At 66.0% G+C, this 24,141-nt stretch carries 16 protein-coding genes and 1 tRNA gene; 13 read left to right on the top strand and 4 right to left on the bottom strand.

Annotation, left to right across the window (positions count from 1 at the left end; genetic code table 11):
* The first annotated feature begins 46 nt into the window (after nt 1-46).
* On the top strand, nt 47-1,873 hold the full coding sequence (gene msbA, locus GEV02_RS20035) for a lipid A export permease/ATP-binding protein MsbA (RefSeq protein WP_328595872.1): 1,827 nt from the start codon (nt 47-49) through the stop codon (nt 1,871-1,873).
* Here the strand turns inward: msbA and GEV02_RS20030 are convergent.
* Nucleotides 1,858-2,736: a 2OG-Fe(II) oxygenase gene (locus GEV02_RS20030; protein WP_152839695.1), complete on the bottom strand. Its 879-nt coding sequence runs from the start codon at nt 2,734-2,736 to the stop codon at nt 1,858-1,860. The two genes, msbA and GEV02_RS20030, sit on opposite strands and share 16 nt — an antisense overlap.
* The gene (ada, locus tag GEV02_RS20025) at nt 2,733-3,833 is read right to left on the bottom strand and encodes a bifunctional DNA-binding transcriptional regulator/O6-methylguanine-DNA methyltransferase Ada (protein WP_152839694.1); all 1,101 of its coding nucleotides are present in this window, start codon (nt 3,831-3,833) and stop codon (nt 2,733-2,735) included. The genes GEV02_RS20030 and ada overlap by 4 nt, the downstream gene beginning before the upstream one ends.
* A gap of 130 nt (nt 3,834-3,963) precedes the next feature.
* Here ada and hutC point away from each other — a divergent pair, with 130 nt between their 5' ends.
* The 7 genes from hutC to GEV02_RS19990 all read left to right on the top strand — a co-directional run bounded on the left by hutC (nt 3,964) and on the right by GEV02_RS19990 (nt 13,878).
* Nucleotides 3,964-4,740 carry a histidine utilization repressor gene (gene hutC / locus GEV02_RS20020; protein WP_235922846.1) on the top strand — a complete coding sequence of 259 codons (777 nt, stop codon included), beginning with the start codon at nt 3,964-3,966 and terminating at the stop codon, nt 4,738-4,740.
* Nucleotides 4,741-4,922: 182 nt separating this feature from the next.
* Nucleotides 4,923-9,134, top strand: a complete 4,212-nt coding sequence (locus tag GEV02_RS20015) for a PAS domain S-box protein (protein WP_235922845.1) — start codon at nt 4,923-4,925, stop codon at nt 9,132-9,134.
* Between the two features lie 15 nt (nt 9,135-9,149).
* Nucleotides 9,150-9,566 carry a response regulator gene (locus tag GEV02_RS20010; RefSeq protein ID WP_152839688.1) on the top strand — a complete coding sequence of 139 codons (417 nt, stop codon included), beginning with the start codon at nt 9,150-9,152 and terminating at the stop codon, nt 9,564-9,566.
* A gap of 218 nt (nt 9,567-9,784) precedes the next feature.
* Complete coding sequence (gene trxA, locus GEV02_RS20005; protein ID WP_008452390.1) at nt 9,785-10,111, top strand: thioredoxin TrxA; 327 nt, start codon at nt 9,785-9,787, stop codon at nt 10,109-10,111.
* A 120-nt stretch (nt 10,112-10,231) separates the two neighbouring features.
* Nucleotides 10,232-11,494, top strand: coding sequence for a transcription termination factor Rho (gene rho / locus GEV02_RS20000; RefSeq protein WP_008452392.1), 1,263 nt, complete (start codon nt 10,232-10,234; stop codon nt 11,492-11,494).
* Nucleotides 11,495-11,769: 275 nt separating this feature from the next.
* A complete protein-coding gene (locus tag GEV02_RS19995) occupies nt 11,770-12,039 on the top strand; it encodes a type B 50S ribosomal protein L31 (RefSeq protein WP_152806993.1) in 270 nt (89 codons plus the stop codon).
* 114 nt (nt 12,040-12,153) lie between these two features.
* Nucleotides 12,154-13,878 carry an ArnT family glycosyltransferase gene (locus GEV02_RS19990; RefSeq protein WP_152839687.1) on the top strand — a complete coding sequence of 575 codons (1,725 nt, stop codon included), beginning with the start codon at nt 12,154-12,156 and terminating at the stop codon, nt 13,876-13,878.
* 95 nt (nt 13,879-13,973) lie between these two features.
* On the opposite strand, the gene GEV02_RS19985 is transcribed toward GEV02_RS19990, so the two are convergent.
* Entirely contained in the window at nt 13,974-14,357 is a 384-nt protein-coding gene (locus GEV02_RS19985; RefSeq protein WP_152839685.1) for a gel scht, read from the bottom strand.
* A gap of 414 nt (nt 14,358-14,771) precedes the next feature.
* Here GEV02_RS19985 and GEV02_RS19980 point away from each other — a divergent pair, with 414 nt between their 5' ends.
* From GEV02_RS19980 to GEV02_RS19970, 3 genes are all read left to right on the top strand, one after another.
* Nucleotides 14,772-16,673, top strand: coding sequence for an AAA family ATPase (locus GEV02_RS19980; protein WP_152839683.1), 1,902 nt, complete (start codon nt 14,772-14,774; stop codon nt 16,671-16,673).
* A gap of 89 nt (nt 16,674-16,762) precedes the next feature.
* Entirely contained in the window at nt 16,763-18,091 is a 1,329-nt protein-coding gene (locus GEV02_RS19975) for an Ig-like domain-containing protein (RefSeq protein ID WP_152839681.1), read from the top strand.
* Between the two features lie 3 nt (nt 18,092-18,094).
* A complete protein-coding gene (locus GEV02_RS19970; RefSeq protein WP_152839679.1) occupies nt 18,095-20,551 on the top strand; it encodes an Ig-like domain-containing protein in 2,457 nt (818 codons plus the stop codon).
* 7 nt (nt 20,552-20,558) lie between these two features.
* Here GEV02_RS19970 and GEV02_RS19965 read toward each other — a convergent pair whose 3' ends face one another.
* On the bottom strand, nt 20,559-22,520 hold the full coding sequence (locus GEV02_RS19965) for an amino acid permease (RefSeq protein WP_152839677.1): 1,962 nt from the start codon (nt 22,518-22,520) through the stop codon (nt 20,559-20,561).
* A gap of 147 nt (nt 22,521-22,667) precedes the next feature.
* On the opposite strand from GEV02_RS19965, the gene GEV02_RS19960 reads away from it, so the two are divergent.
* A tRNA-Leu gene (locus GEV02_RS19960) sits at nt 22,668-22,752 on the top strand.
* 179 nt (nt 22,753-22,931) lie between these two features.
* On the top strand, nt 22,932-24,128 hold the full coding sequence (locus GEV02_RS19955) for a tyrosine-type recombinase/integrase (protein WP_152839675.1): 1,197 nt from the start codon (nt 22,932-22,934) through the stop codon (nt 24,126-24,128).
* The last annotated feature ends 13 nt before the right edge of the window (nt 24,129-24,141 follow it).

Raw genomic sequence — 24,141 nt, 5'->3', positions numbered from 1 at the left:
CAAACTCTAGGTACAATGGCGCATTCGCCGCTCTCTAACCACATCCGTGTCCAGCCGATCCCTCTATTTACGCCTGCTTAAACAATTCAGCCCCTACGCCTGGATCGGGTTCGCCACCCTGTTCGCGGTCGGCCTGGCCGCCGCCGCCGATGTTTTATTGATACGCCAACTGCAAAACGTGGTCGACGCGCTGGCGCCCTCGCACACGCTGGGCGGCGCGCGCCCGTCCGCCGGCCTGCTGGCCGAGGTGCAGGAATGGCTGCGCCAGATGCTGCCCAACGATCCGGTCAACGCCGCGCTGTGGTCGATACCGGCGGTGATCTTCGGGCTGGCCGTGATGCGCATGTTTTCCAGCTTCGCCGCCGAATACGGCGCCGCGTGGCTGAGCAGCCGGGTGCAGGCCAATCTGCGCGAGGTGATGTTCGCCCGCATCATGCGTCTGCCAAACGGTTTCTTCGACCAATCCTCCACCGGCACCACGCTGTCGCGCGTGGCCTTCGACGCCGCCCAGGTGGCGCAGGCCGTGCTGACGGTGGTGAACGTGGCGGTGCGCGATTCGGTCGCCGCCATCGGCTACCTGGCCACGCTGTTCATCGTCGACTGGCAACTGGCCCTGTTCTGCCTTGGCCTGCTGCCGATGGTGGCCATCATCGTCACCTTCGCCGGCCGCCGCATGCGCCACCTGAGCAAGAGCGCGCAGGCGGCCATGGGCGATTTGACCAATGTGCTCGACGAGAGCATCAGCGGCCAGCGCGTGGTGAAGATCTTCGGCGGACAAAAGTACGAACAGGCGCGCTTCGACGGCGTGGTCAAGCTCAATCGCCAGCTGGCGGTCAAGCATGCGGCGACGTCGGCGCTCAACTCCGGCATCATCATGCTGCTGATCGGGATCACGCTGTCGTCGGTGATCTACTTCGCGCTGCTGCGCGCGCAGGCCGGGGCGCTGACGCCGGGCGCCTTCGTGGCCTTCATGTCGTCGCTGATGGCGATGCAGTCGCCGATCAAGAACCTGACCAAGATTAACGAACCGATGCAGCGCGGCCTGGCCGCCGCCGAATCGGTGTTCGGCCTGATCGACACCGAAGCCGAAGCCGACACCGGCACCCGCAAGGTGGAGCGCGCCGTAGGCCGCCTGGCGCTGGAGGACGTGAGCTTCCACTACAGCGCCGATCCCGACGCCAGGCCGGCGCTGGACCGCGTGTCGCTGGACATCGCCGCCGGCGAGACGGTGGCCCTGGTCGGCAGCTCCGGCAGCGGCAAGACCACGCTGGCCGGCCTGCTGCCGCGCTTCTACGATGTCAGCTCGGGCAGCATCAAGCTCGATGGCGTCGACCTGCGCGACTACACGATGGCCTCATTGCGCCAGCAGATCGCGCTGGTCAGCCAGGATGTGGTGCTGTTCAACGACACGCTGGCCGCCAACATCGCGTACGGCGATCCCGAGCCGTCGATGCAGCGCATCGAAGCGGCGGCCCGCGCCGCGCATGCGCACGAGTTCATCGAACGCCAGCCGGACGGCTACCACACCTCGGTCGGCGAGAACGGCCTGCGGCTGTCGGGCGGCCAGCGCCAGCGCCTGGCGATTGCGCGCGCGCTGTACAAGAACGCGCCGATCCTGATCCTGGACGAGGCGACCAGCGCGCTGGATACGGAATCGGAACGCCTGGTGCAGGCGGCCTTGGAAGTGCTGATGCAGGGCCGCACGACGGTGGTCATCGCGCACCGCCTGTCGACCATCGAAAACGCCGACCGCATCGTGGTGCTGGACGGCGGCCGCATCGCCGAAGTGGGCAGCCATGACACGCTGCTGGCGCAGCACGGCATCTACGCCCGCCTGTATCAAACGCAGAAGAGCGTTCAGGCGGCGTCGTGAAAGATCAGTCCCAGCGTATGACGTGAGCCGGTGCGCAGCCTGCTCACCCCATGCCGCATGCTGACCCGGTAGACCCCGCGCCCACCCTGCGCCGGCCGGTGGTTAACGGGGAAGATCACCATGTCGCCGCGCTTCAGCGGCACCACCTCCACCCGCGACTGCATGCGCGGGCGCTGCTCGGTCAGCACGAACTCCCCTCCTTCGAAATCCTTGCCCGGTTGGCTCAGCAGAATCGCGGCCTGCAGCGGGAACACGTGGTCGCCGTATAAATCCTGATGCAGGCAGTTGTAGTCGCCGGGGCCGTATTGCAGCATCAGCGGCGTCGGGCGCTGCTGGCCGGCCGCGTGGCAGCGCGCCAGAAAGTCGGCATGGTCGGCCGGGAAGCGCGCTTCCATGTCCATCGCCTCGTGCCAGCGGTTGGCGATATCGGCCAGCGGGCCATACAGCGACTGCCGCAGCGCGGCGATCATCGACGGCAGCGGGTAGCGGAAGTACTGGTACTCGCCGCTGCCGAAGCCGTGCTGCGACATCACGACCCGGCTGCGGAACAGCGACGCCTGCCCATACTGCGCGGCCATGGCGATGCATTCGTCGGCGGTCAGCATGCCGGGCACGATGGCGTAGCCGTGGGCATTGAGCTCGTCGGCGATGGATTGCCAGTCCAGTCCCGCCACGTGCACCGCGATGCCGGCCGCCGCGCCGACCGCCTTGCGGGCAGTGGCCAGCGCCTGTGCGTTGCCGGCGGCAGCGTCGGCGGGGGCGGCGGGGGCGGCGGGGGCGGCGGGCGCCACGCTCACCGGCGGCGTCTTGCGCGGCTTGCGCTCGGCCGCACCGCCGCCGAAATCGAATTCGCCGTTCTTCATTGCTTCGCCTCCCGGTCCAGCAGCGCGGCCTTGCGGTCCACGCCCCAGCGGTAGCCGGAAATCGAACCGTCATTGCGCACCACGCGGTGACACGGTATCGCCACCGCCAGCGCATTCGCCGCGCAAGCTCCGGCCACCGCCCGCGCGCCATTCGGCGAGCCGACCAGCTGCGCCAGCTCCGCATAGCTGACCGTGCGTCCGGCCGGAATCTCGCGCAGCACCTGCCACACGCGCTGCTGGAAAGCCGTGCCGCGCACGTCGAGCGGCAGATCGAGGCCGATCTCCGGCCGCTCCACCAGCCCCACCACGCGCGACACCACCTGCTCGAACTCCGGCTCGGCGCCGATCAGCTCCGCCTTGGGAAAACGGTCCTGCAGATCGCGCACCAGCACATCGGGATCGTCGTCCATCAGGATCGCGCAGATGCCCTGCTCCGTGCTGGCCACCAGGATCGCGCCCAGCGAACAGGCGCCGATGGCGAAGCGGATCTGCGCGCCGCGCCCGCCGGCGCGGAAGGCGGTCGGCGTCATGCCCAGCACCGCCGGCGACTGCGCATAAAACCGGCCGCTGGAATTGAAGCCGGCCGCATACATCGCGTCCGTCACCGTGGCCTGCTGCGCCAGTCCGGCCTGCATGCGGCGCGCGCGCTGGGCGTTGGCGTAGGCCTTGGGCGTAATCCCCGTCACGGCCTTGAACATGCGGTGAAAATGAAAACGGCTCACGCCCACCGCCGTCGCCAGGCTGTCCAGATCCAGCGCCGTTTCGGCGTCGGCCTCGTCGATCAGGCGGCAGGCCTGCGCCACCACGGCGGCCTGGCGTTCGGCCAGCGGCGGCTGTTCCGGCTTGCAGCGCATGCACGGACGGAAGCCCGCTTCCTCGGCCGCCTCGCGGCTGTCGTGGAAGGCCACGTTCTTGCGCAGCGCCGGCCGCGCGCCGCACGACGGCCGGCAGTACACGCCGGTGCTGCGCACCGAGTACCAGAACACGCCGTCGGCGCCGCCGTCGCGCTGCTGCACGGCGGCCCAGCGCAAGTCCTCGCCCTGGTAGGCGGCCTGCTCAACGTGCTTGTTTGCGAGTTTGCTTTCTATCTTGCCCATTTCAGACTCCATGATCGGATAAGGTATGCAGCCATCTTATCCAGCGCCCCGCAGCGACACACTCCGGCTCTTGCTTTTGAATTGGAGATTGTACGCCGGCTACAAAAGATGTTCAGCAGGCAAGCTCGCGATGCTAAAATGTCCGTCTGCCGCCAGTGAGGCGCACCCACGGAGAAGCCGTTTGGACGACGAACCAGCCCTGCAAGAAAACACCCCGATTTTCCAGCGCATCAAGGATTACCTGGTGGCCCAGATCGCCGCCGGCACCTGGAAGGAAGGCGACGTGATCCCGTCCGAACAGGCGCTGGTCAAACAGTTCGGCGTTTCCCGCATGACCGTCAACCGCGCCGTGCGCGAGCTGACCGCCGACCAGATCCTGACCCGCCGCCAGGGCTCCGGCACCTACGTCGCGCAACAGAAGTACCAGGCCACGCTGCTGGAGATCAAATCCATCGCCGACGAAATCCGCGCGCGCGGCCACGCCCACCGCAGCAGCCTGCAGCAACTGGAGCGCGTCAAGGCCAGCGAGCTGATGGCCAAGCAGTTCGACCTGCCGGCCGGCCATACGCTGTTCCACTCGGTGATCGTCCACTTCGAAAACGGCGTGCCTATCCAGGTCGAGGACCGCTGGGCCAACCCGCTGTGCGCGCCCGACTACATGGAGCAGGACTACGCCGCCATCACGCCCAACGAATACCTGATGCAGGCCGCGCCGCTGCAAGGTGCCACCTACAGCATCGAAGCGCTGGCGGCGCCGCGCGACATCGCCGAAATGCTGGCCATCGACACCAAGCAGGCCTGCCTGGTGCTCAAGCGCCAGACCCGCTCCGGCGGCCAGGTCGCGTCGATCGCGACGATGTGGCATCCCGGCCACCGCTACCAGTTCGCCGGCAGCTTCGCCCAGTAAGCGCCGGGCTTGCTTCCGGGGTTGCTTCTTTTCTTACAACTTTTCTCGCCTACGGCCAAACCTTCGATGCTATAGTTGCCCGGCCATCGTAGAAACAAGTAATGCCTTGCGGATTGAAAGGGAAGCTCTTGTTGCACCGCCGTTCCAGCCCCCTCTTCTGGCGCCGTCTGCCACGCCGGCTGATGGCGGCTGCGCTCGTGCTGGCCTGCGGCGCCGGCAGCGCGCAGGCCGCTGAAAAGGTCAGCCTGCAGCTCAAGTGGACGCACCAGTTCCAGTTCGCCGGCTACTACGCGGCCCAGGACCAGGGCTATTACCGCGACGTCGGCCTCGACGTCACGCTGATCGAAGCCCGTCCCGGCGTCGATCCCACCCAGTCGGTACTCGACGGCCACGCCCAGTACGGCGTCGGCAACACCTCGCTGCTGGCGGCGCGCGGACGCGGCCAGCCGGTGGTGGCGCTGGCCTCGATCTTCCAGCACTCGGCCGCCGCGCTGCTGGTGCGCCACGGCGCCGACGGCAAGCCGCGCCCCTGGCCCGGCAGCCGCGTGATGCTGGCGCCGAACAACGAAGAGCTGATCGTCTTCCTGAAAAAACAGGGCATCCGTCCCGACAGCCTGGCGCAGCCGGCCCACAGCTACAACACCGAAGACCTGCTCGAAGGCCGCGCCGACGCCATGTCGATCTACATCACCGAGGCGCCGTACACGCTGGAACGCAGCAGCGTCGGTTACGAGATCCTGTCGCCGCGCATGCTGGGCGACGACTTCTACGGCGACACCCTGTACACCACCGAGAGCGAGCTGCGCGAGCATCCGATGCGCGCGCAGGCGCTGCGCGAGGCCACGCTGCGCGGCTGGCGCTATGCGATGGCGCATCCGGGCGAGATCGCCGACCTGATACGGGCGCGCTACCCCGAGCGCCACAGCCGCGAACACCTGATGTACGAAGCCCAGCACATCGCGCCGCTGCTGGAGCAGGGCTTGATCGAACTGGGTTACAGCAATCCCGAGCGCTGGCAAGCCATCGCCCGCACCTACATTGAACAGGGCATGCTGCCGGCCGACTTCAAGCTCGATGGCTTCCTGTACCAGCCGCAGGCCAGCAACCGCCTGCAACGCTACGCCATGGCGCTGGCGGCCACGCTGGTGCTGCTGCTGACGGCGGGCGTGCTGTGGCGCCTGCGCCGGCAGGCGGCGACGCTGCGCGCCACGCGCGCGGAACTGGGCAAGTCCGAACGCTTCGCCAGCTTCGCGCTGGAGAGTTCGGGCATCGGCATGTGGGAATGGCAGGTCGACACCGGCACGCTGACGCTGTCGCCGCGCTATTGCGCGCTGCTGGGCTACGGCCCCGGCGAGTTCGCGCCGACGCTGGAACAATGGCTGGGCCATGTGCATCCGGACGACGTGGCGCGGGTCGAGCGCAGCATCCAGTACTACCTGGCCAGCCTGCCCGAATCGAACGCCCAGATCTTCAGCGAACACCGCATGCGCACCAAGGAAGGCTGCTGGATCTGGGCGCTGGCGCGCGGCATGATCGTCGAGCGCGACGCCGCCGGCCGGCCGCTGCGCGCCATCGGCACCATGGCCGACATCAGCGAGCGCGCCGCCGCCGAGGAAGCCCGCATGTGCTCCATCATCGACGCCACGCCGGGCGCGATGCTGATCGCCGACAAGAGCGGCCGCGTGCGCTACGCCAACCCGGCCTGCGCACGCAGCTTCGGCTACGAGGGCACGATGACCGGGCGCTCGGTCGAGCAGCTGGCGCCGGAAGCGATGCGCAGCAACGGCCGCGTGCGCGAGCTGTTCTCGCGCCCCAACCTGCCGGGCCGCGTGCTGAGCGCGATCCGCGCCGACGGCGGCAGCTTCCCGGCCATGGTGCACATCGCGCCGGTGATGCTGGCCGGCCAGGAGCTGGTGGTGATGGCGCTGCGCGACATGACCCAGCGCCAGCGCGCCGAGGAAGCGCTGCACGCCAGCTCCGAACGCTATCGCCTGATCGTGCAGACCGCCGCCGAAGGCATCTGGATGACCGGCGCCGACGACCGCACCAGCTTCGTCAACCCCACCATGGCGCGCATGCTGGACTACGACGTCGAGCAGATGCTGGGCCGCGTCATGACCGACTTCATGGACGACGACGGCCGCGCCCTGCTCAAGCAGCATCTGCAACGGCGCCTGGCCGGCGAGGCTTGCCAGGGCGACGTCTGCTTCCTGCGGCGCGACGGCAGCGTGGTGTGGTGCCTGCTGTCGACCACCGTCATCAACTCCGACGCCGGCCACTACGCCGGCACGCTGGCGATGCTGACCGATATCACCGAGCGGCGCCACGCCGACAGCGCGCTGCGCAGCTCCAGCCAGCGGCTGGCGTCGATCTTCAACGCCGTCACCAACGGCCTGGTGATGGTCGACGGCGACGGCCGCATCCTGGAGAGCAACGCCGCCGCCGCGCGCATGCTGGCGCACTCGCTGGCGGTCGACGGCGGCAGCCTGTGGCGCGGCGTGCGCGAGGACGGCACGCCGTTCGACGCCGCCAGCCATCCGGTGCGGCTGGCCATCGTCACCGGCATGTCGGTGCGCGACGTGGTGATGGGCGTGAGCCAGCCGGGCGGCGGCATGCACTGGCTGTCGGTCAACGCCGAGCCGATTCCCGACGACAGCGGCGCGGTGCCGCTGGTGGTGGCCAGCCTGACCGACATCACCGACCGCAAGCGCGGCGAAGACCAGCTGCGCGAACTGAACGAACACCTGGAAGAACGGGTGGCGATACGCACCGATGAGCTGAACCAGGCGCGCCTGCTGGCCGAAGACGCCAGCCAGACCAAGGGCCAGTTCCTGGCCAATATGAGCCACGAAATCCGCACGCCGATGAACGGCGTGATCGGCATGGCCTACCTGGCGCTGAAGACCGACCTCGATCCGCGCCAGCGCGACTACCTGGAAAAGATCCGCTTCGCCGGCGAGCACCTGCTGGGCATCATCGACGACATCCTCGACATCTCCAAGATCGAGGCGGGCAAGCTGGAGATCGAGCAGGTCGACTTCGCGCTCGACCACGTGATCCAGACGCTGACCACGGTGGTGGCGCCGAAGGCCGCCAGCCGCGAGCTGGAGCTGGTGTTCGACCTCGACCCCGGCCTGCCCAAGGTGCTGCGCGGCGATCCGCTGCGGCTGGGCCAGGTGCTGATCAACTACACCAACAACGCCATCAAGTTCAGCGAGAAGGGCCGCATCGAGGTGCGGGTGCGCCAGGTGGTGGGCGACGCCACCGGCTGCCTGCTGCGCTTCGAGGTCAGCGACTGCGGCATCGGCCTGTCCGAGACCGAGATCGACAAGCTGTTCCAGTCGTTCCAGCAAGCCGATACGTCGACCACGCGCGAATACGGCGGCACCGGCCTGGGTCTGGCGATCTGCAAGCAGCTGGCGCAGCTGATGGGCGGCGATGTCGGCGTGCGCAGCCGGCCCGGCCAGGGCAGCACCTTCTGGTTCACCGCGCGGCTGGGCATCTCCAGCGCCACCGTGCCGGCGCTGATCGACCGCGTCAAGGACGCCGCCGCCGAGCTGCTGGCGTCCTCGCGCAGCGCCGCCGTCATGGCCGCGCTGAAGAACGCCCGCATCCTGCTGGTCGAGGACAACACCTTCAACCAGCAGATCGCGCTGGAGATGCTGGAGGAAGTCGGCTCCTCGGTGTGCCTGGCCGCCAACGGCATGGAGGCGCTGGAACTGCTGCGCCAGACCGCCTTCGACTGCGTGCTGATGGACGTGCAGATGCCGCTGATGGACGGCCTGGAAACCACGCGCCGCATCCGCGCCGACCCCGGCCTGGCCGACCTGCGCGTGCTGGCGATGACCGCCACCGCCACCAACGAAGACCGGGTGCGCTGCATCGAGGCCGGCATGGACGACTTCATCTCCAAGCCCATCCAGCCGGCGCTGATGTACCAGACCATCGCCAACTGGCTGCCGGCGCGCAGCGGCGACGCGCTGCGCGAGGCGCCGGCGGCGCCGCCGCGTCCGGCCTTCAAGGCCACGCTGGGCGGCGACCCGGCGGTGATCGACCTGTCCATCCTGGCCAAGCTGCTGGGCTATCATCCGCACAAGGTGCGCAAGTTCGCCTTCAAGTTCCTGCAGAACACCCAGGAAGGCCTGACCAAGATGGAGCGCGCGCTGCAGCGCGGCGACCTGGCCCAGGTGCGCGAGCTGGGCCACCGGCTGAAGTCGCCGGCGCGCACCGTCGGCGCCCTCGGCATGGGCGAGCTGATGCTGGAGATCGAACAGCTGCCGGCCGATCCGCAGACGGCGGCGCGCGCGCAAGCCATCCTGGCGCGGCTGTGGCCGCTGCTGGAACTGATCACCGAACAAATCATGACCAACACCACTTTCGCCGACGATAACTGAGGCTGACAAGGAACCATGCGGGTATTGTTGCTGGACGACGATGGATTCATGCTGGAACTGCTGGCCGACATGATCGCCAGCCTGGGCGAACACGAGGTGCTGCGCGAAACCGACGGCCGCCGCGCCCTGGTGGAGCTGCGGCTGCGCCCGCCGGAGCTGCTGATCTGCGACCTCAGCATGCCGGTGATGGACGGCATCGACTTCCTGCGCCTGGCGGCGGCGCAGCAATACAGCGGCTGCGTAGTGCTGCTGTCGGGCGTCGACAGCGCGGTGCTGAAGACCGCCGCCCGCCTGGCCGAGGCCCAGGGCCTGGCCATCCTCGACGCCTGCGCCAAGCCGCTGGATATCGACGTGCTGGCGGCGCTGATGGCCCGTGCCGCCGCGCGCTGCCAGAAGCGGCCCGGCCCGGTTCTTGACAACAATGGCAAATAGTTTAGATGGTTTCTACAATCTGCCGCACATTTCTAAAAAATGGGTTATTATTTACGCCATCCCCGCCTGCCGACCTTGTTGCCATCCCTTCCAAGACATTGAATTCGCGCAATTGGCCACCATCTGCTGCCTGTTACCGGCAACGTTGATGGCGATTGCAGACAACATGGCATAATCCCCAGGCGTTATTGATCCCACAGACCTCGATTGAGGAATATATGAGCGAAAACATCAAACACATCACCGACACTTCCTTTGACGCCGACGTCCTGAAATCCGACCGCCCAGTGCTGGTCGATTTCTGGGCCGAATGGTGCGGTCCTTGCAAGAGCATCGCCCCGATCCTGGAAGAAGTGGCCAAGGAATACGACGGCAAGATCCTGATCGCCAAGATGGACGTCGACGCCAACCAGGCAGTGCCTGCCAAGTTCGGCATCCGCGGCATCCCGACCCTGATCCTGTTCAAGAACGGTGTCGCAGCGGCGCAAAAGGTTGGCGCAATGGCAAAAGGCCAGCTGACCTCTTTCATCGACAGCAATATCTAAGTAAGATAGTATTACGCTGGACCAAAACGGTGCCGCGCCCGCGGCGCCGTTTAATAACAGAGACAACCACGCAGTCCCCTCCCCTACCTTTACTTTCCCGTCACGGGACACTCAACACATATGCATCTATCTGAATTAAAGGCCCTACACGTCTCGGCATTGCTGGAGATGGCCATCGGTCTTGATATCGACAACGCGGCGCGTCTGCGCAAACAGGAGCTGATGTTTGCGATCCTGAAAAAGCGCGCGAAATCCGGTGAACAAATCTTCGGCGACGGCGCCCTGGAAGTGCTGCCCGACGGCTTCGGCTTCCTGCGCTCGCCGGACGCCAGCTACATGGCGTCCACCGACGACATCTACATTTCCCCATCGCAGATCCGCCGCTTCAACCTGCACACCGGCGATTCGATCGAGGGCGAAGTGCGTACCCCTAAAGATGGCGAGCGCTACTTCGCGCTGGTCAAGGTCGACAAGGTCAACGGCGAATCGCCGGAAGCCTCGAAGCACCGCATATTGTTTGAGAACCTGACGCCGCTGCACCCGAACGAGCCGCTGCGCCTGGAACGTGACATCAACGGCACCGAGAACATCACCGGCCGTATCGTCGACCTGATCTCGCCGATCGGCAAGGGCCAGCGCGGCCTGCTGGTGGCGTCGCCGAAGTCCGGTAAATCCGTGATGCTGCAACACATCGCCCACGCGATCACCTCGAATCACCCGGACGTGACGCTGATCGTGCTGCTGATCGACGAACGTCCAGAGGAAGTGACCGAGATGCAGCGCTCCGTGCGCGGCGAAGTGGTCGCCTCGACCTTCGACGAACCGGCCACCCGCCACGTGCAGGTCGCCGAAATGGTGCTGGAAAAAGCCAAGCGCCTGGTCGAAATGAAAAAAGACGTGGTCATCCTGCTCGATTCGATCACCCGCCTGGCGCGCGCCTACAACACCGTGATCCCTGCCTCCGGCAAGGTGCTGACCGGTGGTGTGGACGCCAACGCTCTGCAACGTCCTAAGCGCTTCTTCGGCGCCGCCCGTAACATCGAAGAAGGCGGCTCGCTGACCATCATCGCCACCGCGCTGATCGAAACCGGTTCGCGCATGGATGACGTGATCTACGAAGAATTCAAGGGTACCGGCAATATGGAGGTGCACCTGGAGCGCCGCCTGGCCGAGAAGCGCGTCTACCCGGCGATCAACCTGAACAAATCGGGCACCCGCCGCGAAGAGCTGCTGATCAAGCCGGACCAGCTGCAGAAGATCTGGATCCTGCGCAAGCTGCTGTACTCGATGGACGAGATCGAGGCGATGGAGTTCATCCTCGACAAAATGAAGGCCACCAAGAACAACGGTGAGTTCTTCGACATGATGAGGCGAGGCGGCTAAAGCCGCAGTGCCTCCGGGGAGCTGGGCCTTGCAAGGCCCAGCCGTTCCGCAGGCGCGCGGCTGCGCCGCACGAAACCCCTGCTCCACCGACGCGGCTAATTGGCTAGGCAGGCAATCATGCAAAACAGGCAACCCTCGGGTTGCCTGTTTGCGTTTACCCCGGTATAATCGCCGATCGCATTATTTTTAATTCTGGCAAGTGAGCGGCAATCGGGTCACGAAGCAGTACCGACCGACGAAGTGCTGTTTGGCTACCTAACTAACCGAGGCTTCAAATGAAACCAGAAATCCATCCAGACTACCGCGAAGTTGTGTTCCACGACCTGTCGTGCGACTTCAAATTCGTTACCCGTTCGACCATCCAGACCCGCGAAACGATCAACCACAACGGTAAAGACTATCCGCTGATCAAGATCGAGGTTTCGGCTGAATCGCACCCGTTCTACACCGGCAAGCACAAAATCGTCGACACCGCTGGCCGCGTTGAGAAATTCCGCCAGAAGTTCGGCGCCGTGGGTTCGAAGACCCAAATCGCACAAGGCTGATTTTCGCCGCGATCATGAAAAAAGCAGCCTCTGGCTGCTTTTTTTGTTTGTCGCCCCCGCCGCCAGCCGGTTTTCCTTCATACTCCCGTTCACCTCTCACTTGCATACCGATCGATGAAGCCAGTCCGTCTTCCCGCCGCCGCTACCCTGGCACTGCCGCGCTGGGCCTTGTTTGCCCTGGGCCTGCTGTACATCCTGCCTGGCCTGATCGGCCGCGATCCGTGGAAGAACGACGACGCCGCCAGCTTCGGCATCATGTGGACGATGGCGCACGGCAGCTGGCAGGACTGGCTGTGGCCGAATATCGCCGGCCTGTCGATGCCGGACGAAGGCCCGCTGGCGTTCTGGCTGGGCGCGCTCGGCATCAAGCTGTTCGGCTGGCTGATCGGCGATGTGCCGGCGGCCCGCGTCGGCACCGTCGGCGTGTTCCTGCTGGGCGTGCTGTCGCTGTGGTACGCCACCTTTAATCTGGGACGCCGCCAGGATGCGCAACCGCTGCGCCTGGCCTTCGGCGGCCAGCCCGAACCGGACGACTTCGGCCGCACGCTGGCCGACGCCGCCGTGCTGCTCTACCTCGGCTGCCTGGGCTTGCTGCTGCACAGCCACGAGACCACCTCGGAAGCGCTGCAAGTGTCGCTGGTGGCGCTGCTGCTGTACCGCACCGTGCGCTACGTGGAAGGCCCGTCGCTGCGCAACGCCGCCCTCAGCGGCCTGGCGGTCGGCCTGCTGACGCTGACGCGCGGCTGGGTCACGCCGGTATTCCTCATGCTGGCCCTGTTCGCCTGCACCCGTTTCCTCGACCAGCCCGCCATCCGCGCGATGCGCGACCTGGGCGCCACCATCGCCGTCGGCGGCGCCGTGGCCGCGCTGTGGCTGCTGCCGGCGCAATTGCTGCAACCGTATCACCAACTGCCGCTGAACGCCTGGCTGGCCTGGAACCTCGACCTGTTCGGCCTGCCGAGCGCGCTGTCGCTCAAATTCTTCTTCCGCGTCGGCGTCTGGTTCTTCTGGCCGGCGTGGCCGTTTGCCGGCTGGGCCGTGTGGGCCTGGCGCCGCCAGCGCCGCGCGCTGCACATCGTCGTGCCGCTGGCCTTCGTCACCATGGGCGCGCTGCTGACGCTGTTCAACGACCAGCCCGAGCAAGGACAACTGCTGGTGCTGCTGCCGCCGCTGGCCATCATGGCCGCCTTCGGCCTGCTGACCATGAAGCGCGGCGCCATCAACGCCATCGACTGGTTCTCGGTGATGGCGCTGACCTTGTGCGCGGCCGTGATCTGGGTGTTCTGGTTCGCCAAGCTGACCGGCTGGCCGGCCAAGGCCGCCAAGAACGCGCTCAAGCTGGTGCCGGGCTTCCATCCCGAGCTGGGCTGGATCGCGCTGCTGGTGGCGCTGGCCGCCACCGCCGGCTGGTTCGTGCTGGTGCACTGGCGCATCTCGCGCCAGCCGGCCGTGCTGTGGCGCGCGGTGGTGCTGTCGTCCGGCGGCCTGATCCTGATCTGGATCCTGTTGATGACCTTGTTCCTGCCCGACGTCAATTACAGCAAGAGCTACGCCAGCGTGGCGCACCAGATCGCCGACAAGCTGCCGCCGAATACGCGCTGTATCGAATCCAACGTCGGCCCGGCGCAGCGCGCCTCGTTCGCCTACTACGCCCAGCTGCCGTTCGCCGGCGTCGAAGGCGATGCCTGCGACATGCTGCTGCTGCAAGACAGCATCAAGCTGCGCGACGAGCGCGAGATTCCGGCGCGCTATCGCGACAAGCAATGGCGCCTGCTGTGGGAAGGCCGCCGTCCGGCAGACCGGGACGAGCGCTTCCGCCTGTACCGCCGCGCGGACTAGAACAATACAAAAGGATGGGGTCGGCCGACGAGGCCGGATGGGCGCTAGCCCTCAGTGCCGGACGGGCACCGGGGCTGGCCCGGGGAAGTGCTGCATCAACGCTTGGCCATGACGATGGTGTCGCCCACGGCTTGGGCCAATGGCAGGCGGCCGAAGTTGGCCACGCCGACCGTTTCCGCATCGTCGCTGAAATCAAAGCGGGTGCCGGAATCGGTGACGAAGCGGTCCTTGGCGATCGGGAAGATCTCGACGCGATGGCCGCTGTCGACCTGGGCGTAGAAGCGGGTCTGGCGCTGGCTGAATTTCAGCACCTGGCCGTTGGTCAAGGAATACGCCTGGATGTATTCGGCAAAGTCGCCCTGATTGATGTGGATGCGGCCGTGTCCGCCTTTGATCTGCACGCTGGTGTCCTCGGCGTGGGCGGCTGGAATGGTGGCGAAAGCAAGGGCGGCGACGACGCCGAAGAGTGCGGTTTTCATGGTGTGCTCCGTGAGGTGATTGCGTTGTAAAGACTGCCGGGGAGCCACCGCTGTTTCTTGAATCAGCGGTAGACATGTACAGATTAGCAAAGCGCGCCGCGCAACATCCGGCGCATGCGACGGGCGGTTAATCCGCAGCCGCAAATGGTAAAAAATCGCGATCAACGGCAGGCGCGCCGCCGTTGTTGCGGCATCTGCCTTTTTTTTCAGCACACCCGATACAAAACGCCCCAGTCCCGCTATAGTGCCGGTATGCCGTGTTGCCACACGGCATGTGTTTTTCACTATATTTGAAGGCAACACCCCGGCAGCGCCCCACCTCGCGCGCCGGCCATAGCGGCCTCGGCTGCTGCGCCCCGCCCCTGCGCATCAGCCCGACATCAGCCGCACAGTCCTCTGGTCTGGATCGCGTCTATGTTTAATCTGTACAAACTTCACTCCGCCCTGCGCAACAATTACGTGCGCGCCGGGCTGGCCCTGCTGGTTGCCGTCGTCGTCGTGCTGCTCGGCTGGCGCGCCGACGTGCCGCAAGACCAGCACCCGATGCTGCGCTCGCAGGACATCTCGCAGATCACCGCGCTGGCGGCCGAGCGCGAGCGGCTGGAATACCTGATGGTGGCGGCGCCGCTGTCGGACGCGCCGCGCTATGTGTTCAAGCTGCGCGACGATCCGCTGCTGTACGTGGTCAAGGTGCCGGCCAGCACGCACCAGAGCCTGGAGCGCGAGATCCTGCTGCGGCATAACATCCCCTACGCCATCGCCCGCGACGATTACCTGGCGTCGCACCGCGCGGTGCTGCAGGACGAGGAAGACAGCAAGCTGGCGCGGGTGGGCGTGTTCCTGCGGCGCCACGCGGTCGACCTGCTGCTGGTGGGGCTGGCGCTGTTCGTGCTGCGCCACGGCCTGCCCGGCACGGGCGTGTCGGCCCGGGTACTGACGCCGGACCAGCTGAGCGGCAGCATGGACGACCTGATCGGCATGGAAGACATCAAGCAGGAAGTGCTGCACCTGGAGGACATGATACGGAACCGCGCGGTCTACCGCGAACACGATATCGACAAGCCCTTCAACGTCATGCTGACCGGGCCGGCGGGCACCGGCAAGACCAAGCTGGCCGGCTACCTGGCCAAGCGCCTCAACGTGCCGCTGATCCAGGCGTCGGCCTCGGCGCTGGAGTCCGGCTACATCGGCGGCGGCTCCAAGGCGCTGCATGCGTTACACCGCAAGGCTTGCGCGCGCGGCAGCTGTATCATTTTCCTCGACGAAGCCCAGAGCCTGTTCATGCCGCGCGGCCGCGGCGACAAGAAATGGGAAGACGACACCGCCAACACCCTGCTGGGCTTGCTGGACGGCGTGCGCAGCGACCAGGGCGCGGGCGTGATCTGGGTGGTGGCCTCCAACTTCGACGACGCCTCGTCGCAGATGGACGAGGCCATGCTGCGCCGCTTCTCGGTCAAGATCAATTTCCGGCTGCCGAACAAGAGCGAGCGGCGCGAACTGCTGCGCGCCTTCCTGGCGCGCAAGGCCGACGGCTGCGTGGCCTGGGACCAGCTCAACCTCGACCAGGTGGCCGAGATCACCGCCAACCTCAGCCCCGCGCTGCTGCAGACGGTGGTCGAGCGCGCCAGCATGATCGCCATCCAGGAACAGGCGGTGATCGATACCGGACTGATGTTCCGCGCCTTCGAGCGCGCCACCATCGGCCTGACCGACCGCGCCACCACCGCCGAGAAGACGCGCCAGCGCGAGCGCGTGGCGCTGCACGAGCTGGGCCACTTCTTCATGCAGATCGACCCGTGGCTGCGCCAGGGCATGACGCTGGAGCAGGTCAAGCAACGCTCGCCGCTGCTCAAGATCAGCACCGAGTCGGTGTCCAAGCTGGGCGCGCTGGGCTATGTGCTGTCGGCCTCGGACGACGTGGCGCTGCGCACGCTGGAAGAGCTGGAGCGCGACGTGATCCAGCTGTACGGCGGCGTGGCGGCGGAGGAATTGTTCTACGGCGCGCGCGGCATCTCGGTCGGCAGCCAGAACGATATTCAGAAAGCCACCTCGATGCTGGACATGATGGTCAACCAGCTGTCGATGTATTCGCGCTCCAAGCTGGACTACAGCCAGTTCAAGAACAAGGAAAACGACCTCGACCAGGTGCAAGCCAAGGCCGACGAGCTCTACACCTACACGCTGCAGGCGATCGCCGACTACCGCGTGCAGATCGGCGAGTTGAAGGAAGTGCTGATGGACCAGTATGTGCTGTCGAAGGACGCGATCTTCGCGCTGCTGGAGCAGCAGCAGCTGGGGGGCGCCGCACCGGCTTGATTGTCAGTTACAAATCTTTTTCGATAAAGATTGCGATATAGTTATCGCTCTATATACTTGCGCCTACACAATTAAAGCGCGAGGCATCGATGTCACAACCGAACTATTCCAGCGTGGAAGGTTATACCGGCGAACAGTTCTTCACCTTGCATTTCGATGCCCCGCTGGACGGCGCCAATCCGCCGCAGCTCAGCGCCTTCCGCAACGTCGCGGTCAGCGGCTCCCCCGTCACCGTCAGCGGCGTGGAGGTGGACGGCGCCGCACAAACCGTGACGCTCTTCTTCACCGGCGCGGTACTCAACGACAACGACTACGTCGAGTTCTCCTATGCCGACCCCACCGCCGGCAACGATGTCCGGGCCATCCAGGGAACGGACGGCGCCGACGCGAACAGCATCAATGGCGGCAACTTTACCGTGCTCGGCGCGCGCCTGGGGCCGTCCATGCCGTCGACGCCGGCACTGTCCGGCGGCAGCGACAGCGGCACGCCCGGCGACCGCATCACCAACGACAACACGCCGACGCTGACCGGCGTGGCCGACGCCTGCAACACCGTCAAGCTGTACGACAGCGACGGCACCACGCTGCTGGGCACCACCACCGCCGACGGCGCCGGCAACTGGAGCATCACTGCCAGCAGGCTGTCCGACGCCGTCCATACGCTGAGGGTGACCCAGACCGCCGGCCAGACCACCTCGCCGAAGAGCATCGGATTGGCGCTGACCATCGACACCGCCGTCGCCGCGCCGACCTCGGTGGCGCTGTCCCACGCCAGCGACAGCGGCACCTTGGGCGACGGCATTTCCAACGCCGGCATGCCGGTCTTCACCGGCCACAGTGAAGCGAACGCGACTGTGCGGCTGTACGACACCGGCGGCTCGACACTGCGGGGCACGGCCTTCGCCGACAGTTTCGGCAACTGGAGTCTCGTCAGTAATCCGCTGACCTCCGGCGCGCACACCTTGACGTTCAAGCAGAGCGACGTGGCCGGCAATGTCTCGGCCGCTTCAAGCAGCTTCACCTATTTCCTCGACACGATGGGGCCCAGGGACCTCGCGCTGAGCGCGACCCGGGTGGCGCAATCGACCGCCGTCACCGGCGCCACCGTGGCCACGCTGTTGGCCAGCGACGAACACACCATCACCTACAGCTTCGCCTCCGTCAGCGGCGCCGGCGGCGACAACGGCAAGTTCACCATAGTCGGCAACGCGCTGGTGGCGGCGCAGGACCTGGTCGCCAATACCAGCTATTCCCTGTATGTGCAGGCCACCGACGTGGCCGACAACTCGACGTTCCAGATCTTCAGCATCGACGTGGTCGACGCCCCCGTCGCGCTGTCCATCGTGCGCGCCGCCGCGGCCTCCACCACCGTGGCCGCGGCCGCCACTTCGGTCGTCTACACGGTCACCTTCAGCTAGGCCGTGAACGCGGTCGACAGCGCCGACTTCGCGCTGACCGCCACCGGCAACGCCACCGGCACCATCTCGGGCGTCACCGGCAACGGCGACACCTACAGCGTCACCGTCAGCGGCCTGGGCGGCGACGGCACCCTGCGGCTGGACCTGAATCCCAGCGGCACCGGCATCTACAACAATTTCATGGTCGACATCATCGGCGGCTACGCGGGCGGCCAGCAGTACACGCTGGACCACACGGTCGCCGCGCCCTCCGCGCCGGCGATGACGGCCGGCACCGACAGCGGCATCTCCACCAGCGACGCCATCACCAGCAACGCCACGCCGGTGTTCACCGGCACGGCCGAGGCCAACGCCACCGTCACGCTGTACGACAGCGGCGGCAGCGCGGTGCTGGGCAGCGCCGTCGCCGACGGCTCGGGCAACTGGAGCATCACCAGCAGCACGCTGGTGCAAGGCAGCCACACGCTGAGCGCCAGGCAGACCGACGTGGCCGGCAACGTCTCGGCCGCCAGCGGCGCGCGGACGGTGGTGATCGACACCGGCGCCAGCGCACCGGCCGCGCCCACGCTGGCGACGGCCAGCGACAGCGGCGCGCCGGGCGACGGCATCACCAACAGCGCCGCACCGACCATCAACGGCACGGCCGAGGCCAACGCCAGCGTCACGCTGTACGACACCGGCGGCAGCATCGTGCTGGGCACGGCCACCGCCGACGGCTCGGGCAACTGGAGCATCACCAGCAGCACGCTGGCGCAAGGCAGCCACACGCTGAGCGCCAGGCAGACCGATGTGGCCGGCAACGTCTCGGCCGCCGGCGCCACGCTGACGCTGACCATCGACACGGCGACGCCAGCCGCGCCCGGCGCGCCTGTGCTGGCCGCCGCCAGCGACAGCGGCACGCCGGGCGATCGCATCACCACCGTCGCCGCGCCGGTGCTCACCGGCACGGCCGAAGCCTACGCCACCGTCAAGCTGTACGACAGCAACGGCACCACCGTGCTGGGCACGGCCACCGCCAACGGCTCGGGCGACTGGAGCATCACCAGCAGCGCGCTGTCGGTCGGCACGCATACGCTGACGGCCACGCAGACCGACCGCGCCGGCAATGTCTCGGCGGCCGGCGCGTCGCTGGCCCTGACCATCGCAGCGCCGCCGCCACCGCCGCCGGCGGAACCACCAACCCCCATCATCGACGGCGTGCCGGTGACGCAGCAGACTGTCTTGCTGCCGGGCGGCGGCATCGGCACCCGGACCATCATCCCTATCATCACCGCGGACCGTCCCGACTCCAGCGGCGGCGCCGGCACCGCCGACATTCCGCTGGTGACCGCCGGCGGCGGCACCCTGCTGCTGGCGCAGATCGCGACCGGTTTCGGTCTGACCGCTGTCGGCGGCGACAGCCAGCCGGCCGGCAGCTCGGCCGACCACCTGAGCATGGCCCTGCTGGCGGCGGCGCCGGACCATTCCAGCGGCGACCAGAACCACCTGGCCGGCAACGGCGCGAACTTCATCAAGCAGCTGGCCGCCACCGTGCCGCTGCTGGTCGAAACCATCACGCTGAGCAGCGGCGCGACCGCGCCCACCGCGCCGCTGACGCTGACCGGCACCCCGGCCCAGCACACGGCGCTGGTCATCGACGCCTCCCATGTTCCCGCCGGCAGCCAGCTGGTGCTCAATGCGGTGGACTTCGCCGCCATCATCGGCGCGGCCAACGTGACGGGCAACACCGCCGGCCAGACCCTGATCGGGGACGCCGCCAGCCAGCGCTTCACCGTGTCCTCCGGCAGCGGCGGCGCGGTGTTCGCGGGCGGCGGCAGCGATACGCTGTCGTTCACGCTGCCGAACGCGCAGGGCGCGACCCACGGCGACCCGCGCGCGGCCGCCGCCGCGCCCGGCACCACCATCCTGCATGGCGGCCTGGGCGCCGATACCGCGGTGTTCAGCGGCGCCAGCACGGACTACACCATCGAGCGCCACCAGGGCTATGTCACGGTCACGGCCAAGGCGCAGCCGCAGCAGCACGCGCTGGTCATCAACGTCGAGAGCCTGAAATTTTCCGACGCCACGCTGGCGCTGGACAACCGCGACGCCCTGAGCGCGATCGCCGGCCTGTACAGGGACGCGCTGGGCCGCCAGGCCGACTACCTGGGCTTCGACTACTGGGGACGGGCGGAACAGAACGGCATCAGCCTGGGCCGCATCGCGCTCGACATCATCAGCTCGCCGGCGTCGCAGCAACTCCACCCCATCGTGTTCAACGGCGACAGCACACATGACATCGAGCTACTGTATCTGGGCATCTTCAGCCGCCACAGCGACGCCGACGGCATGGCGTTCTGGGTCAAGGCCCTGGCCAACGGCTTTTCGCTGGAACACATCGCCAACAATTTCATGCACTCGCAGGAGATGGAGCTGCACAAGATCGGCGCGCCGAACTGGGACTTCCTGATCGCGGCCTAGGCCGGCGTCAGACTTTCATCGGCAGGATCACCATCTGCAAGCCTTCCAGGTGCAGGCGGCGCTGGGCGGCCAGCGCCGCCTGGTTGTGCAGCAGGCGCGTGAACCAGTTATCGGATGAGAAGATCAGCTTGCTGGTGAAGAAGATCGCGTGCGGGAACTCCTGGCTGATCTCCTCGCACATGCGGGTGACTTCGTCCACCGCGTCGGTGCCGAAGCCCAGATAGGACGAGGCCGCCATGCCGTGGCTGTGGCAGAAGTCGACAAAGAATTCCAGCGTCTCGGCCGCCTCTTCGCGCATCTGCTCCAGCGCGCCCTCGCCGCCGTAGGCGTGCGAATCGACCGTGCGCGCATTGACGAACAAGAAGTTCTTGAAGTGGTGGGGGAACATGCGCTGCACCCACAGCAGCGCATGCAGGCCGCCGCCGCGCGAGGTGCCGACGATGAACACGGCGGTCTGGTCTTCCGGATTGGGCTCGACCGCCTGCGTGTTGGGGCCGAAGGGCTGGCTGGCGAACACCTCGTCGACCGAATGGATGGCTTGCTTGGTGGCGCGGTAGTGCTTGCGTATCATCACGCACAGGCTGGCGATGGCGGCGATAATCAGCGCCGTCACCCAGCCGCCCTCGGTGAAACGCTCGACCAGCAGGATGGCCAGGATGCCGGCGCAGATGACGAAGCCGGTGGCCGACAGCAGCAGGCGGCGTTTCCAGTAGGTGCCGGGCCGGCGGTTGCGCGACCAGTACAGCACCAGGCCGAACAGCGAGATGGCGAAGGTCAGGAACACCGAAATCGAATACAGCACCACCAGCAGCGTCACGCTGCCGCCGGTCCACCACAGGATGGCCAGCGCGGCGATGCCCATCACCAGGATACCGTTCTGCGTCACCAGCCGGGTCGACAGGTAGCGGAATTTGTGCGGCACCCACGAATCGGACGCCATGTTCGACAGCACCGACGGCCCGCCCAGGAAGCCGGTGTTGGCCGCCACGAACAGCAGCCCGGCCTCGAACGCCAGCACGATCACCAGCAGCAGCTGGTTGAGCGTCTCGCCGCCCAGGCCCATGCTGGCGATGATGGTCTTGAAAGTGGACGCGTTGAGCGTTTCGCCCGGCACCGGATGGGCGTCCCACAGCAGGTACAGCAGGATGATGCCGCCGGCCGTGAACGCCAGCGACAGCGCCATGTACAACATCGTCACCTTGCCGGTGCGCACGCGCGGCTCGGCCAGCAGGTTGACGTTGTTCGATACCGCCTCCAGCCCGGTGTAGGTGCCGCCGCCCTGAGAATAGGCCAGCAGCAGCATGCCGGCCACGCCGGTCCAGCCGATCTCGCTGGCCAGCTTGCCGGTGTCGGCCATCGTGGTCGGCACCAGTTCCGGCAGGTGCGAGGCGTGGGCGAAAATGCCGTAAACGATTAATACCAAATGCGTGGCGACGAAGCCGAGGAAGATCGGCAGCAGGATCTGGATCGCTTCCTTCAGGCCGCGCAGGTTCATCACGATCAGCAGGCCGATGAAGAACACCTCGGCCCACAGCTTGTAGGGCTGGAAGCCCAGCGGCAGGAAGGAAGCCAGCGCGTCGACGCCGGAGGCGATCGAGATGGCGATGGTCAGCACATAGTCGAGGATCAGCGCGCAGCCGGAGATCAGGCCCATGTACGGCCCCACCAGCTTGGTCGCGACGCGGTAGCCGCCACCGCCGGTGGGGAACAGTTCGATCACCTGGTTGTAGGCCAGCGCGATGATGAACACGGTGACGGCGGTGGCGATCGCCATGTACAGGCCGAGGTGGGTGTGGCTGCCCAGCGCGCGGAAGGTTTCCTCGGGGCCGTAGGCGGAGGAGGACAGGCCGTCGGCGCCCAGACCGACCCAGGCCAGGAAGGCCACCAGCGCCATCGAGTGGCGGGTTTCGCTCTTCATCGGGTCGAGCGCCTTGCCCAGGATTATTTCGCGGATCTTGTTATTTTTCATGCGACAGCTGCCGGCGGGGGCCGGCGGAAGCGGAAGGTAGGCGTGATGATACCCGCTTCGGCGGCGGATAAATACTTGTATAAATATAAAATTTCCGCGTCATGGCTTGCGGCATGGGGGTAAATCAGTGATAATGCGGGTCGCGTTGCCGGGATGGCGGAATAGGTAGACGCACGGGACTCAAAATCCCGCGCCGCAAGGCGTGCCGGTTCGATTCCGGCTCCCGGCACCAACTGTTACTTACAATGTAACTCAGACTCGCTCAGAACCCGCCCATCTCCCTATGACGGCGGGTTTTTTTATTGGCTCAGCCTGTCGCTGGAAAAATCCCACACACTTTGATTTTTGACGGTATTTTTTACCGTAGTTTTGTTAGTCTGAATCCGTATACCGTCACCAAGCGAGGTGAACATGGCTCTGACAGACACATTCGTCAAAAAGGTCAAACCGCTCAAGGAGGGCGGCGACAAGTACAGTGACGGGGACGGCATGTACCTTCTCGTTACAACGGCGGGCAAGTATTGGCGGCTCGACTACCGATATCTCGGCAAACGCAAAACGCTGGCACTCGGCGTTTATCCATCTACCTCTCTCGCCAAGGCCAGGCTTAAACGTGCCGACGCCAAAATCCAGCTGGCAGATGGGATTGACCCGGGACTCGCCAAGCGAGAAGACAAGCTCCGGCGCAGCGAGATCGCCAATCAGACATTCGAGGCGGTCGCGCTCAGCTGGTTAAGCAAGACGGAGGCCGAGCGTGCGGCCACCACGCAGGAGAAAGTCATCGGGTGGCTGCGAAAGGACCTGTTCCCTTATATCGGCGCCCTGCCGATCTCCACCATCAAACCGCGTGACGTTCTGATCACCGTGCAACGGATGGAAGCACGCGGCGCCGTCGAATCCGCCCATAGGGTTCGGCAAGTATGTGGGCAGGTGTTCCGTTTCGCAGTGGCGAGCGGACTGATCGAGCGTGACATCACAGCCGATCTCAAAGGCGCCCTAGCCTCGCCGAAGAAAACCCACTATGCGGCCATTACCGATCCAAAACGCGTCGGAGCACTCATGCGCTCGATCTATGGTTATCAGGGGCATCCGTATGCCATCGCAGCGCTGAAGCTCTCCGCGCTGCTTTTCGTGCGTCCAGGGGAGCTTCGCGCCGCCGAATGGACCGAGATCGATTTTGATGCTGCGGAATGGCGAATACCCGGGGTGAAAATGAAGATGAAGGTTGACCACATTGTCCCGCTGTCCACGCAAGCCTTGGACATCCTCAAAAAATTGGAGCCGATGACGGGGCATGCCACCTACGTGCTGCCCAGTATCCGCAGCGATGACCGGTGCATGAGCGAGAACACCGTCAGCGCGGCGCTACGGAGCATGGGTTACACTAAGGACGAGATGACGGCCCACGGATTCCGGGCGATGGCGCGGACTATTTTGGATGAGGTGCTGGGCGAGCGCGTCGATCTCCTTGAACACCAGTTGGCCCACGCGGTCATTGATCCAAACGGCCGCGCTTACAACCGTACAGCCCACCTGCCTGCACGCAAACAGTTGATGCAGCGATGGGCCAATTATCTTGACGAGATTCGGAAGGCCTACGCCCGCTAATAATTTGTCAGTG

It is taken from the genome of Rugamonas aquatica, assembly GCF_009380215.1.
Lineage (GTDB): Bacteria > Pseudomonadota > Gammaproteobacteria > Burkholderiales > Burkholderiaceae_D > Rugamonas > Rugamonas aquatica_B.
This window is presented reverse-complemented; position numbering and strand designations above follow the sequence as displayed.